Annotated in this window: 11 protein-coding genes and 1 pseudogene; 4 read left to right on the top strand and 8 right to left on the bottom strand. The window is 55.3% G+C overall.

What is annotated here, in order from left to right; translation table 11 throughout:
• Positions 1–71 precede the first annotated feature (71 nt).
• Entirely contained in the window at positions 72–917 is an 846-nt protein-coding gene (locus QME24_RS16575; RefSeq protein WP_281690896.1) for an SGNH/GDSL hydrolase family protein, read from the top strand.
• 17 nt (positions 918–934) lie between these two features.
• Here the strand turns inward: QME24_RS16575 and QME24_RS16570 are convergent.
• From QME24_RS16570 to QME24_RS16535, 8 genes and pseudogenes are all read right to left on the bottom strand, one after another.
• A pseudogene (locus tag QME24_RS16570) lies at positions 935–1,533 on the bottom strand (transposase); the annotation flags it as partial.
• A 110-nt stretch (positions 1,534–1,643) separates the two neighbouring features.
• A complete protein-coding gene (locus QME24_RS16565) occupies positions 1,644–2,339 on the bottom strand; it encodes an HAD family hydrolase (RefSeq protein ID WP_281690895.1) in 696 nt (231 codons plus the stop codon).
• Entirely contained in the window at positions 2,336–3,031 is a 696-nt protein-coding gene (locus QME24_RS16560; RefSeq protein ID WP_281690894.1) for an acylneuraminate cytidylyltransferase family protein, read from the bottom strand. Before QME24_RS16560 ends, QME24_RS16565 begins: the two co-directional genes overlap by 4 nt.
• Entirely contained in the window at positions 3,028–4,632 is a 1,605-nt protein-coding gene (locus QME24_RS16555; protein WP_281690893.1) for an aldolase catalytic domain-containing protein, read from the bottom strand. The genes QME24_RS16560 and QME24_RS16555 overlap by 4 nt, the downstream gene beginning before the upstream one ends.
• Before the next feature lie 41 nt (positions 4,633–4,673).
• Positions 4,674–7,103, bottom strand: a complete 2,430-nt coding sequence (locus tag QME24_RS16550; protein ID WP_281690892.1) for a glycosyltransferase family 2 protein — start codon at positions 7,101–7,103, stop codon at positions 4,674–4,676.
• Positions 7,103–9,568: a glycosyltransferase family 2 protein gene (locus QME24_RS16545; RefSeq protein WP_281690891.1), complete on the bottom strand. Its 2,466-nt coding sequence runs from the start codon at positions 9,566–9,568 to the stop codon at positions 7,103–7,105. The genes QME24_RS16550 and QME24_RS16545 overlap by 1 nt, the downstream gene beginning before the upstream one ends.
• 144 nt (positions 9,569–9,712) lie before the next feature.
• On the bottom strand, positions 9,713–11,155 hold the full coding sequence (locus tag QME24_RS16540; protein WP_281690890.1) for a DUF4214 domain-containing protein: 1,443 nt from the start codon (positions 11,153–11,155) through the stop codon (positions 9,713–9,715).
• Positions 11,156–11,172: 17 nt separating this feature from the next.
• Positions 11,173–12,054, bottom strand: coding sequence for a hypothetical protein (locus QME24_RS16535; RefSeq protein WP_197885802.1), 882 nt, complete (start codon positions 12,052–12,054; stop codon positions 11,173–11,175).
• 532 nt (positions 12,055–12,586) lie between these two features.
• Between QME24_RS16535 and QME24_RS16530 the strand changes: the two genes are divergently transcribed.
• Genes QME24_RS16530 through QME24_RS16520 form a run of 3 tightly spaced genes read left to right on the top strand, consistent with a single transcriptional unit; the run spans position 12,587 to position 17,130 of the window.
• The gene (locus QME24_RS16530; protein WP_281690889.1) at positions 12,587–14,380 is read left to right on the top strand and encodes a type I secretion system permease/ATPase; all 1,794 of its coding nucleotides are present in this window, start codon (positions 12,587–12,589) and stop codon (positions 14,378–14,380) included.
• 12 nt (positions 14,381–14,392) lie between these two features.
• Positions 14,393–15,718 carry an HlyD family type I secretion periplasmic adaptor subunit gene (locus tag QME24_RS16525; RefSeq protein WP_281690888.1) on the top strand — a complete coding sequence of 442 codons (1,326 nt, stop codon included), beginning with the start codon at positions 14,393–14,395 and terminating at the stop codon, positions 15,716–15,718.
• Complete coding sequence (locus QME24_RS16520; protein ID WP_281690887.1) at positions 15,715–17,130, top strand: TolC family outer membrane protein; 1,416 nt, start codon at positions 15,715–15,717, stop codon at positions 17,128–17,130. The genes QME24_RS16525 and QME24_RS16520 overlap by 4 nt, the downstream gene beginning before the upstream one ends.
• The last annotated feature ends 243 nt before the right edge of the window (positions 17,131–17,373 follow it).

Raw genomic sequence — 17,373 nt, 5'->3', positions numbered from 1 at the left:
GGATATCATGTCGAGCTTTGGGCCATTAGCCCGTAAATCTCAAGATTAAAAAACAGCTAGGAGTAGCAAGAATGAGGCGCGGTATTCGTCTGAAAGAATGGGAGCCAGGCCTTAAGCGACAGATGACTCCGCCTGCCAACCTTATTGAGGAATCAGATGGAAGTATTTCGCCACATCCTGTTTCAATAACGGTTTCCCAAGATGGGTTTCTAATAGACCCTGAGCGTCCGGGCGTTTTTGACAAGCGCGTGATAATAATGGGTGATAGTGTTGTGGAATGTTCTTTTGTTAGCGAGGGGAGCAGATTGTCTGATGCTGTTGAAAGAGAGCTGAGAGAGCTTGGTATATCAACGAGAGTTGAGAACGGCGGTCGATCCGGGGCGACTATCCTTCAGCTCTTGATGGCTTTGCAGTCGAAGATTATTCCGATGCGACCAGATAAGATCGTCCTGATGAATGGTATAATCGACTCCGACGCGCTCCAGTTTTCTACTGGCTTGTGGTCAAAAGGGGATTATTTCAACCCTATCGAAGAAGAAAGGACCGGGCATCCAGCACCTAAGCGATTGGATGAAATTGATTTTTCGGCACGATCAAAATTTCTTCGCCTATTTGCTGATACCTGTAAGCTTTTCGGGATTGATCTGGCTATAGCGACACTGCCACTTAGGGGGGCAGATCCTTATCTGCAAAGGTACTTCGCCAAGCACGGATGCAGAGATGTTAGGATTCGGGGCGTTAATGAAAACACTAGGGAATTTTGTGTTGCTAATGGAGTCGATTTGATCGACTTAGATGCGATCATGGATGGGGATTGTCGTTGCTTCTACGATTATTTCCACCTCAACGAGTTTGGAGCCGGTAAGGTTGGTAAAATAATCGCGCGATATCTAGCTGCTAACAAAAGAATGGTTTGAGCTGATTTCTGCAATCACGGACTTTTCAACAACCGCTCACGCATCAGGTTCAGCAACGGCTGTGAGTGTCCGCTGCACTGGATCATCCAGCGGACTAGGGTTTGTCTAGAGAGTTCGATGCCATGCCAGGACCGCACACTTTCAAAACGGTGTGGCGGGAGGCCGTCGAGATACTTGATGATCAGCAGCATGGCCAGCACGCTTGCGCTGGCCATTTGCCTTTCAATCAATTGGTTTGGCTTGTTGGCCGTGACCGGCACGCTTTCGCAGCCAGGGCAACTGTAGACTTTGCGCACGTGTTTGGACTACATCGGTACTATTCGAGCTGCTCGCTGGTTTCCACGCCAATCAGATGCTTGCAGCAATCGCATTCGCAGGTTTGCTCGTGCTCGGGCAAGTCATGAGCGACTTCGACACCTGGCAGGTCAGTCGACGACGGTTTGCGCTTGCCACGGCATTTAGTCGGCGCAATGACTTCTTCATCAGCCTCACCAGCGGCTGTTACCCACTGATTTTCGGGCTCGCTGAGCATTGCCAGTTGCGGTGTGTCTTTGCCAGTGTCCCGCATGCGAGGGCCATAAAGTCATCTATCTTCCAATTATTTAGGGGGCTTTTGAAATGTTATGTTGAATGCGAGTTGCTTATGATTTCGATTGGGTGCCTCTGCTTGGCCTGCTTGTGTGTAACTTGGTTTTATTGGAGGGGAAAGTTTTTCGTATCGCAATTTTAATTGTGCTGCGGGGGTTGGCCGTCACTCAGTTCTATAAGTGATGAAATCGAATTTAGAGATTGTATGTCATTTTTGTCGCACCATTGCTGCCAGTTTTCAACTTCAGACCAGTCGCTCATAAAAACGAAATCAAGCTTCGCTTCGCTAGCGGCTTTATAGTCGTACTTGCTGTCCCCTATGAACAGCGCAGGTTGTACTATGTTAGCGCTCTTTTGTTCCCTTGAAAGAATGTCCTCTTTGATATCGGGACTGCCAAATATACCCCCGTCGAACAGATCAGCCAGCTGTCGCTGCGCAAAAATCTCCCGAAGCTCGGCCTGGTCGCCTCCAGATACAATCATCCAGCGAGATTTTGAAGTCATGTTACGAAGTTCGTTTAGTCCGGGTGCTACATCGCAGCTGAGTAGGCCGCTCCGAACGTGGTCTGCATAACTTAACAGGAGATCGTCTAAAGTGTCGCCTTCAATACGTTCTTCAACAATGTGCTCTAGAAAATATGAGAATTTTTTATAACGGGAAACACCACCATTAGATATATGATAATCAGCAAGGGCTTGAGCCGCGGCCTTGCCATATGGTAGCGCAGCCTGGTAGAAAGCATTGGTCTTTACCTTATTGGAGTCCAGAAGTACTCCGTCGCAGTCAAAAACCAGTGTGGCGTAGTCGGTCGGGATGAATGAACTTTTTTTCATAATTTAACCAAGCCTTTTTCCATCAAGCATTCCGCAATCGTAAAGTCTTCAGGCCAGTCGATATCATGACTAACCAATTTCCCTAATGGATGAAGATAGGGCCTCCGACCTATTCGATCGTCTAGTTCTCTATATATGCTTGCATGAGCGAGGAATACACCGCTGTTCACTTCATGCACTGGAACAAGCGTTTGTGTTCTCGGCCATTTTTCGACGCTTCTGTCGTAATTCATAGCTTCGCCATGTTGCCAGAGGAAGCCATGCAGTAGATTGGTGGTCATCAACGAGTCATACCCTTCGAGCAATTTATCGTTGTGCACCTGCACTATCTCATTGTAATGATTGGCGGTGAGGAACGGCGAGGTAACGTGAGTCCACAAGATATTACCTTGGCCGATCAACTCGAGAGCGTGCGCAACCAACTGGTCAGTGCTAGTCTGGCTGGAAGACAAATCTTCTCTTCGCTTGTGAAGCTTGATCTTGCCATTCTGCAGCGATGAGGCGTAATCAAGGATACTGTCGTCATTGGTGCTGAGTACGATCGCGTCAATTGCGTCGGCTTCAAGCAGTTGATTTAACTTTATCTCGATTAAGCCGAAGTTATGGCCGCCGAAGGGTTTTATATTCTTGTTCGGAATGCGTTCGCTACCTTTGCGGCAGGGCAGAAAACAAGTTGTCTTTTCACGTTTCATTTGAGTGGCCCGTAAATGCTTTGGCTTTCAATATCATATCGGGTAGGCGTAAGGCAGAGCAGTGGGATGCTGGACGGGGTATCTTGATACTGCCTCAAAAGCTTATTGGTATCAGCGTTACGGGGATCTTCCCCTGGATAGCCGTCGAAACCGGCCATCAGGATGCGTTTCGCTTTACCGGAGCTGGCAGCAGCCATGGCATACGCTACTACTAGCGAGGTCGGGATGGTGCAATGGGTATTTTCGAACGTGAAATTGTCGGGTTGTACATTAAGCCCAAAGTCGAGCACGTTTTTATGAGCGAGCGCACCCTGTACGTCCAATGGCAGCATGGAATAGGGAGTAATCAACGGTTGAGGCAGGTTGATGTGTGCCTCGCAGTCGGCCAGCAGGCGGACAGGGTGGCACGCCACTCTGACATCGATCAATTCAGCTGCGATCGAGCTCTGGGTATTCAGGGCCATGACGACCGGTTTATGTTCGCGGATGAAGTGTTCCAGTGCTTGCCGGTGGGCCGCGACCCCTGGACCTGTGCCCAGGAGCAACACGTCTTGCCCTGCAAACAGGGCTTCGGGTGCCCATTGACCAGTCGGGGAGCCACTGTAAAAGTGGCGGGCGGCATCCAGTGTATTTACGCTGAATTTCTTACCGCCTTCATTGCGAAGGTATTCGATCACAGCAAGGATATCTTCCTCGCCAAAGCGGGAGTCACCCAGCATTTCCTGAATATAGGTAGGGTGAATGCCATATTTACCGGCAAGGTAGTAATAGGGGTTGGTACCCCAGCCATACTTGACCTGCATGGGCTTGAAGTGCTCGCGAATAAGCGTCATCAAAGGTATCAGATTGGCAGGCTTCCCGGTGCGTGAAGCGATCTCGATTGCCAGTTCTTCAGTGCGAGCGTTACCTGGGCCTCGGCCCATGCCCGTCACTGTAGAGTCCACCCAGGTAACACCTTCCTTCATTGCGCGTAATGTATTGGACAGTGCCAAGCCCAGATTGTCATGGGTGTGGATCCCCAGCGCTCCTTGCCACTCGCTACGCAGCCATTGGATGATCTGTGCTGCCTCGTCTGGCGACATGCTCCCCATACTGTCCGCGAAATAAAGGACATCCAGGGGATAGTTGTTCGCCAGCCTGGCCAGCGCTTTGATTTCGCTTTCGCTGCAGTTCGCTATCTGCATCAGGTTGAAGCCGACACTGAAGCCCCTTTCTTTGAGCCAGCTCGCTGCAGGTAGCGCTTCCGCAAATTCGTGTACATGGCAAGCAATACGCACCAGATCAACCGGCGATTTATTTGCTGGGTTAGGGAACAGCGATTGTAGGACCTGCTGCCCAGCATTTTTTCCGACCAGCTCGCTGCCGTTAACCATCACCCCGATAGTCATGGATGGCGGGAGATCCAAGGTATTCAGGAAGGCATCCGTGGTGTAGGCGCAGGCGCCGCTGAAACTGGCGTTTTTCAACGAGCGAAGGCCCAGCTCAATTGTTTGAACTCCAGCAGCCTGCATGGCGGTGACGTACTGTGTAATCAGCGCCTCGGAGAAGTTCCAGTTATTGTAGTAACCACCGTCTCGTAATGTGCAATCCAGATGCTTCATGTCTTTTTATCCCTTTAATGATGGGTGATCGTATAGGCTCTTCATGAGTGATCTGGCCGGAAGCTAAGATCATGACTATAGGCCGGTGCTGCTGTCCTTGGGGCGCAATATTCTGATTCCGGAGGCAATGACAGGCCGCCATAGGGACCGGTCAGATAGTCCAGGCTCAACGCAGGATGGTAGTAGGGGTCCCGGTAAGTGACGGACCAGCGTTCTATAAATAAACGCTGCTCTCGCTGAGCACGCGCCATCTTCTCTGGCGAAGCATCTTTACCTCGGCTGGCAGATTCTGCATGGATGAGCTGTGCGAACGGGGTCCAGATATTACGAAGACCACACTTACTAATCCGCAAGCACAAATCGACATCGTTGAAGGCGACGGGAAACGCTTGCTCATCCAAGCCTTTAACCGTTTCGAATATTTGCTTGCGCAGCAGCAGGCACGCCGCAGTAACTGCGCTCTGGCGCCTGGTAAGCTGGTTCATCCCAAGATAGCCAGCGTCGCGTTGTTCCAAAGTGTTCCCCGAATGTGCGGCGAGGCCGTTGACCCCAACCACTACACCCCCATGCTGAACCATTCGGTTGGGCCACAACAACTTGGCTCCCACCGCACCTACGCCGGGCCGCAGAGCCTGTGAAACCATCTCCTTGAGCCAGCCGCTTTCAATGATTTCAATATCGTTGTTAACCAAACCGATCAGCTCGCCTGTTGCTTGGGTTGCGGCGCGGTTGTTGATGGTCGAATAGTTGAAAGGGTAAGGGTGTGCAAGAATCTTCACGCCACGCTGCATGAGTTCGGCGAAATAGGCCAATGTTGCTGGATCAGTGGACTGATTGTCGACCACAATAATCTCCAGCTCCGGGTAGTCTGTATTGTTCAGCAGACCTTCGATGCAGGCGTGCAGCAGTTTGTATTGGTCCCGTGTGGGGACAATCAGGCTGACACGTGGTAGTTTTTCTGGAAGCGGCCATTGCGCCCTGAGGAGGGCTGGATAATCAGGTAGGGCACTAACCTGTGCACCAGGATTGAGTCGTTTGCATAACCAAGCTACCGCATCTTTTCGTTGCTCGGAAGGTAATGCTTGTTCTGGGCTGGAGCAGGCAAGGTTTGAGCGATGATAGAGAACGCGGGGCAAATGTGTAACCGATTTTCCGCATAATTCCGTAGCCAGGACAATACCGGCAATCAGTTCGTCTCGGTTGATGGTCGACGGGTTCTTGTCTGCTTTCAGTAGGGCCAATGCGTCTTGAACAATCTCCGAGGAATATATTGCTCCATCAGAAAAAATGTCTGCGCCGATGAACAAGTCCAGGTCCCAAGCTGGCTTGAACCATGGCTGGCTACGTTGGCCTTGGGGGCCGTCGCGATCACAGTCTGCATAGGCCCAAGCGCTACCATCTTTCAGCAAGTCGTGAAGTTGCACGATGGCATGTGGTGCCAGCCTGTCGCCTGCGCAGAGGGAAATGATGCTGTCGCAACCGGCTGCCAGCAGCTGCTCAATCGCTAGCAGAAGATCAGATGCAGCAGCCTTTTCCAGTACATGGATGCGATCTGTTTCTGTGTCCAGGCTGGCGAGGCTCAGCTGTTCTAGCTGTGTATCACCTTGACTGATCAGCAGCACGCCGGGTTTGGCATCAGTTGACAAAGTCGCGACAGTATTGGGTTTTTGAAAAGTCTCGAACCATTGCGGGTAGTACTGCCAACCCGCGCTTTTTGGCAAGCGCGATGATTGTTCTTTCGCTAACTCCGTCACAATGCCCAGCATGGACGTGTCGTTGTTCAGTTCGAGCTGTTGCAGCAAGCCCTCCAGGCCCTCAGGGCGGCAGCGCAAGCGGACGGGGCTTCCTGACAGCGGCTGACCTAGATCATTGATTACATCTATTACGTGCAGCTTACCATCGGCCAGCTCCCACGGCAGATCGAGCGTGAAGCCATGGTCACTTGTGGCGCGATAAGCAAGGGCCTGATGGTGTGTGCTACAAGCGACTTGAGCAATGACCCTCCCGCTTTCACGGAAAGTGACCTGCACATGGCGATGCGGAGCTTGTGGGTCCCAAGACCACCCACTCACGCGCAGCCCGCCGGTATGCCAAACTTGTGAAGCCACAGCGGCGGCTTCATCGCAGGGACGGCTGGGTAGCTGAATCTCACCCTCAAGCAGGAAGCCAGTATTGGCAACTCGTGCTGTTATCAGGTTGGCAGTTGTGAGCCAGCTATGGCGTAGCTGTACGGTAAAACCATGAAATTGGTCGCCATGCGCAGCAGTAGGTTCATATTGATCTGCCCTGGCCAGCGCTACACTGGCCCCATCAATGAACACTTCGATTACAGGCCGCTGGTCAGGCTGCATGATGTCCATTGCCCAACCTTGCAGCACATCCCCGTACAGGCCGGTGATGGAGCCCTGAAAAGAGCTAGGTATTAGTGGCTGCTGACCGGTCGGCCACTCGTCGAGGACGTTCTGTGTCATCAGGTTTGACTCAGTGAAAAAGGTAATTGGGCGACTGGAATTGCCCCTGCTTCGGCGGCAAGCGCGTGCGGTGGGGAATACAGGGGCAGATCGAACTGGCTGGCCAATACTGGAGCATGCCATTCAGTGGTTGGGCAAGCAGCAAGGCTTACTGCGCCATCGCACCCGGCGGCTTGTGCCGTCTCCGCCTTGCTGAACCCATTTACATCAGGTAAGACGTGCACGGCACCCGTAGCGCACAGGATTTTCAGCCAGGGTGTATCGTTTTTTACCAGCAGCGTGAGAGGTAAATTCTCGCGGGTGATGCGTTTGCCCACGTTGACCCATTGTTCAACGATCTGCGGGTTATCCAGCGTATCGCCGATCAGCAGCCTGCGTGGCGTGCCTTTGGCTGTGGCTGGTTGTGTACTGCGGGGCTCAATGACGATGTTGGCTTGCGGAAATGCTTCGGCAAACGGTTGCTCCCAAGCTTTCCAGGGTAAAAGCACACTGGCTGCAAAGTTGGCAAATCGCTGCCAATCATATGCCTTGTCCCTACCCAGAACATCACAGTCGCGGCGACTGATTTTGTACGGAATACCCAGCAGTGCGGGTAGGTCACAGAGCTGAGTCGGGCACCCCCGGTGATACTCAAACACGATGTCGGTTATTTGCAGGGCGCACAGATCTTTGATCAGTTGGGTAAAGCCCCCAGGCAGATCGTAGTCAAGCTCCAGGGCCAAGGGCTGGAGGGGCGCCCTTAGGGTGACCCGCATGCCATGGATGTCGCGATGCCAAATGAGGCAGAAGGTTGAATCGGGTGCACTCCCGTCATGTACATGCAGGGTAGTGCTATGTAGCAATCGCGACCGCTTGCTTTGATCCTTGCATTCGGCAAGCTGATCAAGTCGAGCACGCTGCAGCGCATTCCGGGCAGGCTTGATCGGGTCGCGCAAGCAAAATGCATTGTAGCGGGCCGAAGCTTCAGGATAGCGAAGGCGCAGAAAGGCGTTGTTCTGGGCTACACGCAGCGTTTTTTCCGCCCCGAAGGAAATCCCGCCTTCATGCGCAACAAAAACATTTGGTGCGCCCATATGGCGCCAGCCGAAGCTTCGAGCGCGCAGGCACCAATCTGTTTCTTCACCATAACCGCGTGCTAAATGAACTTCATCCAGATAGCCGACCTGATCAAGCGCTGCACGTTTTATGTAAAGGCAGAAGCCACAGCCTGTTTCGATCTCGATCGGAGAGGCGTTTACGTGTTGGGCCAACTCATCCAGTTCCGCCTGCTCATGTGCCGTGGGCATTACATGGCTGATTCGGCTCTGTGGGAAGCTCATCAACTCGCCATTGTTAGTGAATGGCGTGACCGAAGCGATGTCTGCACTGCTATGCGCTACGTTTCGCAAGCGGTCGAGCCAGTTGCCGTGAACCCGGGTATCGGCATTCAGCCACACCACATCCTTGCCCGGGCTCAGCGCCATCGCGCGGTTCATCGAGCGAATGAAGCCCATGTTCACAGCATTGTTCACTAATGTGATCTTGCCTTTGCCCGCCAAGACCTTCAGCGCTTTTGCCAACGCTGGAACCGGAGTGGCGTCTTCAATCACGACCAAACGATGAGGCGTGTGGTTAAGCTTTCGGGCTTTGAGCACACTGTCGATGCATTCCAACGTCTCGTGCAACCCGTTGTACACCGGTATCAGCACATCTACGTGTTTCTGCTCATTCTGAATGCTGGGCCGGGGTGGTGGCACAAACGAAGGCATTGCAAACACAGGGCTACCCAGTAGTTGGGTATCGTCGGCGAAGCGGACATGCACGGCGGCCGTCGGACTGGGTACTTTTATTCGCAAGCCGCCATGGGTGGCAGATAGGCCGGCAGCGCTGAGCACCGGGTGGGGTAGGTTGGCCACGGCATCTACCTTCACGCTGCCAGCTTCAATCTTCAATGAGACTGGCGTCTGCAAATCACGTAGATCAATAGCCCAACCTTGCACTTCGCGCTGCTCTTCCAGGTAACGCACCACACCCACTGTGCCGGGTGCGTCATCTTGCTCTGCGAGCAGCTTGAGGACTTGCATCAATTCCTTTGGCGAGTTGATCTCGGGCAGGTGAGCAAGAATCATACGTCGCAGGGTTGCTGGCGCCTCAGACATGCTGCGTGCCTGCCACAGCATCATGCGCAGCGAATTGTCGTTAGGTTTTTTGCGCCACGCGTCGGTCAGGTAACGGGTAGCTAGCTCCGTCTGCCCTTGTGCCAGAAGGCTGCGGCCAACCAGCGCGCTGATATCGGCACGCTCGGGCAACGCTTGAGCGGCATTGGAAAAAAATAAAAAAGCTAATCCAGGGTCTTCCGGCAGGGCCGCAATGCCTTTCCACAACTGTGCTTCCGGTCGATAGTCGGCAATATTCATAGCACGAGCGAGTACGGAAGCGGCTAGGTCCTGCTGATTGGCCTGGCGATAGCGGTGGAACAGCTGCATGAGCGTTTCGGGGACATGCTCAGGTTGTCTGGACATAGGCTTTGCTTTACTACAAAAAATAAAAGAGGGCGACCCGAAAGTCGCCCCTTTTTGCATACGACCCAGCCTTGCGGCTGGGCGTATGCTTCGCTACAGCAGGGCTAGTTACACTTGGCCGTGCAGTACAACGACGTTGTCGTTGTGGGCGACGGCTTCTTCGGAACCGACGATTGCGATAGCAACGTCAGCCTGCGAAGCGCCAGCTTCCAGCTGAGCAGCCCAGTGAGCCTTACCAGCGTCATCAGCAGTACGGTCCAGAGCGGACTGGTACAGCGAATCGATGAAGTCGGAGTTGGCTTTCGAGGCAGCTTCAGCAGAACCAACGATCGCCTGGGCGATGTCGGCACGGCTTGCGCCGTTGAACAGCTGGGATACCCAGTTCTGCAGGCCAGCTTCGTCAGCTTCGCGACCCAGGGCAGCTTCGTACAGGCTTTCAACGAAGGTACCGTTCGACGCGTCCAGTGCCTGAGCTTCGGCCGAAACCGAGATGGCAGCAGCTACGTCCGCCAGGCTACCGCCGTTGGCCAGCAGCTCGGTCCAAACGCTGGAGCCAGCGTCATCGGTAGCGCCGCGACCCAGCAGGGCCTCGTACAGCTCGTTGACGTCAGCAGCGTTGTTAACGCCAGCGAACTCGGACGAATCCAGCAGAGCGTTGGCAACGTCGGTCAGCGAACCACCGTTGTTGACATAGGCAGTGAAGAACTTGGCGCCGGTTTGGTCTACGTCGCGGTCCAGGATGCCTTGGTACAGGCGCAGGGCAGCAGCTTCTGCGTCGTTGTGGGCCAGGGCAACAGTTTCCACTTCTTCACCGTTGACGAAGGTCAGGAACTCGGCGTCGGTGATGGCTGCGGTCTGGTTACCGGTCAGGTTGACATTGAAGTTGTTGCCAACTGCGATGGTGTAGTCATCGCGCGAGCCGTCCAACTGAACAACGTCGTAGCCTTCGCCAGCGTTGACGATGTCAGCGTGGTTGCTGCCGCTCAGGATGATGGTGTCATCGCCGGTACCGGTGGTGACGTTGTTGTTGCCAGCGCCAGCGATAACGGTGTTATTGCCGTTGCCGGTAACGATGGTGTCGTTGCCGTTGCCTGCGTCGATCAGGGTGTTCTGGTCGCCTTTAACGGTGATTACGTCGTCACCGTTGCCGGTGGCTACTACCAGTTCGATAGCCGAGGTATCGACTGCAGCCAGGGCAGCGAAGGCTTGAACGTCGGCAGCAGGAGCGGCAGCTTGGCCTTCCAGGTTCACGACCAGGTTGGCATCGCTCTGCAGGTGGTAAACGCTGGCGCCAGCAGCTTCAGCAGCGGCCAGGTCCAGTACCACGGTGTCGCCCTTAACGCCTTCAACAGTGCCTTGAACGATGCTTGCAGCACCGGAAGCTGGCAGCTTAACGGTAGTGCCGGTAATACCAGCAACCGAAACGGTCTCTGCGTTGTCCAGGTTCAGCAGGCTGTTGATAGCCTCGATGGTGGAGTCGGACAGGTTGGCGCTTTCGGCGGTCAGAGTAGCTTGTACGTCGCTGCTCGATACGGGGTTATCGTATTGCATGGTGTATTCCTGTTACTTCAGGCCAGTTGGCCTGCTGCAATAGTAGTCTGCTCAGTTGCAGAGTTTTCCCACGGAGACTTAAGGCGGGCAGCGTTCATCTTCGTAACGGGGGTCAGGGCGATATGCAGCGCCACCAGCGGCTCGTTGCCGGTGGGGCCATGCATCATCTGATTGGCGACCAGGCGTTGTGGCTCGGCATTTCCGAACACCACAACACCAGTCAATTCGTAGTTTTTGCGCAGTGGGCCGACAAGGCTGAAACCAACACACAGTAGTGGTAGGCCCTGCGCCTTGGCACCGACGAACGTCCCCGTCGACACATTGCGACAAGGGCCTGAGCCAGCCACCATGCAGGTGTAGAGCAAATCTACGCCTACCGGTTTTTCAGCCCATTCGATGGCAAACGATTCAATGAAATCTTCAGTACCGGGTGCACCTACCCAACCCTCATTGGAGGTTACCTCACCCGCCTTTTTCAGGTGGGCGGTAAGCGTGATGGGTAAGGGTTTGGCGCTGGCAGCAATGGCCTGGGCTGGCTCCGCGGTTGCGACAACGGCGTAGGTGCGCATGATGGCCGGCGAGGTGTCTATGCGGTCGATGCGAAGGTCGATTGGGTCGATCACTTCGTCGAACATGTGGTATTCGGTGATCAGAACGGTGGTCACGCCACCTTTGACCCGAGCCACGATGGTATCGCCCAGTTTGGTCAGCATGTTTTTGCTGACGCCCTCGGCGGGGAAGAAGTCTATGGAGCCTTTGCCCAATGGCGCTTGCTGTAGCGCGATGCAGACGGGCTTGTCGGCAGGCGGCTGCGAGGCGTAGCGGAAGATGTACATGCCCGGCTCGAGCAGCGTAACCCGGGAACTGATTTTCAGGCCGTCAAGGGTCTGCGAAGGCATAGACATGGCGTTGTTAAGCTCCTTTTAAGCAAAAACACTGGTAGCTAACTTGCTCAAACCCGTGCGTGCACCAAACGGCCGGTGAAGGCTCCCTGCGAGTGGCGAAGATGCCGTCAGAGGGAAAGGTTGTCAACCAAGAAATCTAAAAAAAATTTCATATTCTTCCGGAACTTAGCGCTACGTTTCACGCTCTCGCTCCCCCTATTGTAGTACCCGACAAAAATAATAGGTGAATATAGCCATGGAAAAACATGAGAAAAATCAGCAACCTACCTGAGGTTGTAGGCGGTTTGCACTGCAGCAGTTTTTTTTTTGACAAGCCCTTGACAAGAGGTATTCATTTGCCAGCCGTTTGTCGCCTGTTGTTGCGTCCTGCAAAAGGCGGGGGAGCACGGCAGGGTTGCTCGGCAAATTTTCACGAATAATCGCGGTTGGTCGGGGAACGAGACGGGTTTGCCGACAATCTGAGAGCCAGACTTGCCTACCCGGGTGTTACACTGCCTGCCGCTTCCGCCTCCTCAGTATGGATACCATGAGTTCACATTCCGAAAATAACCTGCAAGCCGCCCTCAGAGCCTGCAAAAGCAGCTTCCTTTCGGTCGGTTTCTTCAGCTTCTTCGTAAACGCGCTGATGCTGGTTCCCACCTTTTACATGATTCAAGTGTCGGGCCGGGTTGTGCCCTCGGGCAGCGCATCTACCTTATTGATGCTTACCTTGATTCTGACTTTCCTGTTGCTGACTTTGGGGTCGCTGGAGTGGGTGCGGTCGCGGATCATGGTCCGTATCAGCAATCGGTTAGATGTGCTGTTGAGTCGCGACGTTTACCGGGCGAGCTTCAAGCGGGCTCTCAATAGTGGCGGGGCAGATGCTACTGCCCAGTCGTTGAATGATCTCACGGCGTTGCGTCAGTTCTTCACCGGTCCAGGCATTTTCGCTTTTTTCGATGCGCCATGGTTTCCCATTTACACGGCGATAATGTTCTTGTTCCACCCCTGGTTTGGCTGGATGACCTTGGGGTGTGGTGCTGTCTTGACCGTGTTCGCAGTGGTCAACCATCGGGTGACCGGTCAAGCGCTGGCTTCGGCGAACAAGGAGAATGTAGCTTCTAACGTGATAACGTCCAAAACCCTTAGAAATGCCGAAGTGATCGAGTCCATGGGTATGCTCGAGACGCTTATGAGTCGCTGGGCTAAACGCCAGCGCAATGTAATGCTGTTGCAATCGCAGGCAAGCGATAAAGGCGGCGCGATTAGCTCAGTCTCCAAAATGTTCCGGACGTGGTCGCAGTCCGCTATGCTGGCGATCGGGGCCTACCTCGTGATTACTCATGAAATCAATCCCGGCCTTTTGATGGCGGGTTCGCTGTTGCTCGGCCGTGCGTTGTCGCCCATCGATCAGATGATCAACAGCTGGAAGGGATTTGTTGCGGCGAAAGTACAATATGACCGGCTAAGCAAGGTGATGGACGACCTCAAGAAAGAACCAGAGCGCATGCCGCTACCGGCTCCAGAAGGTCACGTTCAGGTCGAAAACCTCATCGTCGCCCCACCAGGCGCCAAAGCCCCGGTGCTCCGCAGCATCAGCTTTGTTACTCCCGCTGGCTCCATCGTTGGCATCGTCGGCCCGAGCGCAGCCGGTAAGTCCACGTTGGTGCGGGCATTGATGGGTATCTGGCCACCACAGCATGGTGTTGTACGCCTTGATGGCGCCGATATCTCCACCTGGGACAAACAAGCCCTCGGCCCGTATGTGGGCTATCTGCCGCAGGACATTGAGCTGTTCGAGGGCAGCATCAGCGAGAACATCGCGCGTTTTGACAAGGTAGACCCGGACAAGGTAGTGCAGGCCGCGCAAACGGCGGGTGTGCATGAAATGATTCTGATGCTGCCAGATGGCTACGACACGGTCATCGGCAGCGACGGGGTAAACCTGTCGGGTGGCCAGCGTCAGCGTATCGGCCTGGCGCGCGCCATTTATGGCAACCCGCGCCTCATCGTGCTCGACGAGCCCAACTCCAATCTTGATGATGTAGGCGAGCGCGCGCTGGGGGTAGCCCTGCAAAAGCTCAAGGAAACTGGCGCGACGGTGTTCATTGTTTCGCACCGTCCCAATATCCTTACACGCCTGGACCGTATCCTGGTCATGGCCGGTGGCACTATTTCGATGTATGGCGAGCGTGACCGCGTTATTGCCGAGCTGGCTGCCCAGCAAGCCAAGCTTCAGCGTGGCGCCCAGGCGGCGGGCGCGGCGGCGCCTGCTAACCCGCCCGCAGCACCCTCTGCGCCCCCGGCAGCTGCACCTGCCCCTACCAGCACCGGTGCTTGAAAGGATTTCTAGATGAGCAGTAAAGCGATCACAGCGTTCGACCACAATTTTGATGACCTGCCCACCTCGGATCGCGGCATCCGCCGCATCGGGTTGACCATCGTCTTTGTCACCTTCGGCATTTTCGGTACCTGGGCGGCTTTCGCCCCCTTGAGCAACGCAGTGCACGGCACTGGCGTGGTCACCGTGCAGAACTACCGCAAGACCGTGCAGCACCTGGAAGGTGGTATCGTCAAAGAGCTGCATGCCCGGGATGGTGACCTGGTGAACAAAGGTGACCCGCTGATAGTGCTGGACGAGTCACAGCTCAGCGCTGAATACGAGTCCACCCGCAACCAGCTTATCGTTGCACGCTATAAAGAGGCACGCCTGCGCGCCGAGCGCGACGGACTGGTGTCGATCCCGGCGGTGACGATGGAGGGCACCGACTCTGGTCGTGCCCAGGAAGCGTTGGCTGGTGAGCAACAAGTGTTCAAGGCGCGCCATGATTCCTTGCAGGGCGAAATTTCTGTCAACCGCGAGCGTATCCAGCAAATGCAACAGCAGATTGCTGGCTTGAACGACATGATTCGCACCAAGACAGGCCTGGAGAAGTCTTATTCCGGTGAAATCAAGCAACTGAAGGAGTTGCTGGCAGAGGGGTTTGTCGACAACCAGCGGTTGCTGGAGCAGGAGCGTAAGCTTGACATGCTCAAGACCGAAGTGGCTGACCACCAGTCCAGCATCACCAAGACCAAGTTGCAGATTGGCGAGACCGAACTGCAAATCGTGCAGTTGAAGAAGAAGTTCGATGCCGATGTTGCCAAGGAGCTTTCCGACGTACAGGCTCAGGTGTTCGACCTGCAGGAAAAGGAAGCAGCGCTTCGCGACCGCCTTTCCCGCGTAGTTATCCGTGCCCCTGAAAGCGGCATGGTGCTGGATATGAAGGTGCACACCATTGGCGGTGTCGTCAGTGCCGCAACGCCGCTATTGGATATTGTGCCAGCGCAGTCCGAGCTTGTAGTTGAAGCCAAAGTAGCCCCGCGGGATATCGACCGGCTGGAATTGGGCAAAACTGCGGACGTCCGCTTCTCGGCTTTCAACCAGGCCACTACGCCGATCATCGAGGGTAAGCTGACGCGCATTTCGGCGGACAGCCTGGTTGATGAGCGCTCGGGCGATCAGTACTACCTGGTGCGCGTTAAAGTCACCGAAGACGGCATGAAGAAACTGGCCGGTCGCAAGCTGCAACCTGGCATGCCGGCCGAAGTCTTGATCAATGCAGGCGACCGCACCATGCTGCAATACCTGCTGAAACCGGCGCGCAACATGTTCGCTGAATCGCTGATTGAGGAATGACCGTGCTGCGTTTGCTACCGGGAGTAATGATGTGCATGGTCGCCTGGCAGGCGGTGGCCGTGGAGGGGAGGGGCGGCGAAGGCGTTGCTCCGAAGGGCGTATCGGCTTCAACTTATGCGTTGGACCTGGCCGGGCTGTACCGGGAGGCGCGCCTGGAAGACCCGCGGGTGCTGGCGGCGTACGCACGGGCGCGCTCTGCGAGTGAGCAGCAGCGTGCCGCGCTGGGTGGATTGTTGCCTCAGGTGTCGGCCAATGCCAACTCCAGCCGCATTCTGCGAAAGAATGAACTCGAGCGCGACATCTACAACACCGAAACCTATTCGCTCAGCTTGACCCAGTATCTTTACAACAAGCCGGCTTGGGAGCGTTACCAGAAGTCCAAGAGTGTCAAGGCCCAGAAAGGGTTTGAGGCGGAGGATACCCTGGCGGAGGCCACGGTCGACCTGGCCAAGCGCTACTTCGTAGCCCTCGCGGCAGACGACGAGTTGGCCTTGGTCCAGGCGGAACGCCGGGCCACCCAGAAAAACCTTGACCGCGTCAGTAGCATGTTCGACCGGCAAATGGCCAAGATTACCGACAAGCTGGATATGCAGGCGCGGGTAGACTTTTTGCTTGCGCAGGAAGTTGAAGCGCGCAACCAGGTGCAGGTCAGCCGCGAGGCGTTGGCCGAGATTGTCGGGCGCCCGATTACCGAGCCGCTTAGCCGGGTTCGTAATGACGTAGCGTTGCAGGCGCCTACCCGGCCCCTGCAGAACTGGGTCACTCAGGCTATTGAAACCAACCCGATGCTCAAGTCGTACCAAAGTGGAGCAGACGCAGCCACAGCGGCGGTGCGCGAAGGCAAGGGTGAGCACTATCCGCAGTTGGGCCTGAGTTTGACTGCGCAGCAGAACGACCAGGGTTTTGACAATACCCAGGCACCGCGCAGTGACAGCTATGTGGCGTCGCTGGGGTTGAAAATCCCAATCTACAGCGGGGGTTCCACTTCAGCTCGGGTGCGTGGGCTGTACGATGATCAGCTGGCAGCCGAGGAGCAGTTGGAGGGCGTGCGCCGCCAGGTGGTCAAGGAAACTACCACTGCCTACCTTACCGCGCAGGCCGCTGTCGAGAAGATCCGCGCCAACCGCAATGCGCTGTCCTCGGCGCAGCAGTCCAGCCTGGCGGCGCAGAAGGCGTTTTCTTTCGGCGTGGTCAACGCCGTCGATGTGTTGACCGCGGTGCAGAACGAATTCAAGGCCCGGCGTGACCTGCTGAAAACCCAGTACGACTTCATCACCAACCTGTTTCTGCTGAACCGCTGGGCAGGCGAGTTGACCGAGGAAAGCGTCAACAACGTAAATGTATGGCTTAGCCCGGTGCCTGAAACCAGTTTGCCGGGTGGTGATGTGGCGCGGGTCAATGCGCGTGGCTGATTGAGCGCTGGGCGGCAGGCGGTGGTCGGCACGGGCCCCGCCTTCCGTTTCAGACCTTTCCTACACGCTAGAGGCTGGAAAGCCTTTGCCCGGGTACTTATCCTTCACGTCATCTACCAGGGCGTTCACCCGCTGCACCCTGCCCAAAGCACCGGTAGGCAAAGTGTAAACGGCACGCTCCGTCGCGCGGTTATTTTGCAAGTCGAGTCCGCCGTCCGACCTATGTATACTTCCGCATTAAAA

Source organism: Pseudomonas sp. PARCl1, from assembly GCF_947311875.1.
Classification (GTDB): Bacteria; Pseudomonadota; Gammaproteobacteria; order Pseudomonadales; family Pseudomonadaceae; genus Aquipseudomonas; species Aquipseudomonas juntendi.
The sequence above is the reverse complement of the archived record's forward strand: the minus strand, read 5'-3'. Positions and strand labels throughout refer to the sequence as shown.

Excerpts from the sequence above, each read along its gene's own strand:
- QME24_RS16575 (WP_281690896.1), top strand. The coding sequence starts at position 72 with ATGAGGCGCGGTATTCGTCTGAAAGAATGGGAGCCAGGCCTTAAGCGA.
- QME24_RS16565 (WP_281690895.1), bottom strand. The coding sequence starts at position 2,339 with ATGAAAAAAAGTTCATTCATCCCGACCGACTACGCCACACTGGTTTTT.
- QME24_RS16560 (WP_281690894.1), bottom strand. The coding sequence starts at position 3,031 with ATGAAACGTGAAAAGACAACTTGTTTTCTGCCCTGCCGCAAAGGTAGC.
- QME24_RS16555 (WP_281690893.1), bottom strand. The coding sequence starts at position 4,632 with ATGAAGCATCTGGATTGCACATTACGAGACGGTGGTTACTACAATAAC.
- QME24_RS16550 (WP_281690892.1), bottom strand. The coding sequence starts at position 7,103 with ATGACACAGAACGTCCTCGACGAGTGGCCGACCGGTCAGCAGCCACTA.
- QME24_RS16545 (WP_281690891.1), bottom strand. The coding sequence starts at position 9,568 with ATGCAGCTGTTCCACCGCTATCGCCAGGCCAATCAGCAGGACCTAGCC.
- QME24_RS16540 (WP_281690890.1), bottom strand. The coding sequence starts at position 11,155 with ATGCAATACGATAACCCCGTATCGAGCAGCGACGTACAAGCTACTCTG.
- QME24_RS16535 (WP_197885802.1), bottom strand. The coding sequence starts at position 12,054 with ATGCCTTCGCAGACCCTTGACGGCCTGAAAATCAGTTCCCGGGTTACG.
- QME24_RS16530 (WP_281690889.1), top strand. The coding sequence starts at position 12,587 with ATGAGTTCACATTCCGAAAATAACCTGCAAGCCGCCCTCAGAGCCTGC.
- QME24_RS16525 (WP_281690888.1), top strand. The coding sequence starts at position 14,393 with ATGAGCAGTAAAGCGATCACAGCGTTCGACCACAATTTTGATGACCTG.
- QME24_RS16520 (WP_281690887.1), top strand. The coding sequence starts at position 15,715 with ATGACCGTGCTGCGTTTGCTACCGGGAGTAATGATGTGCATGGTCGCC.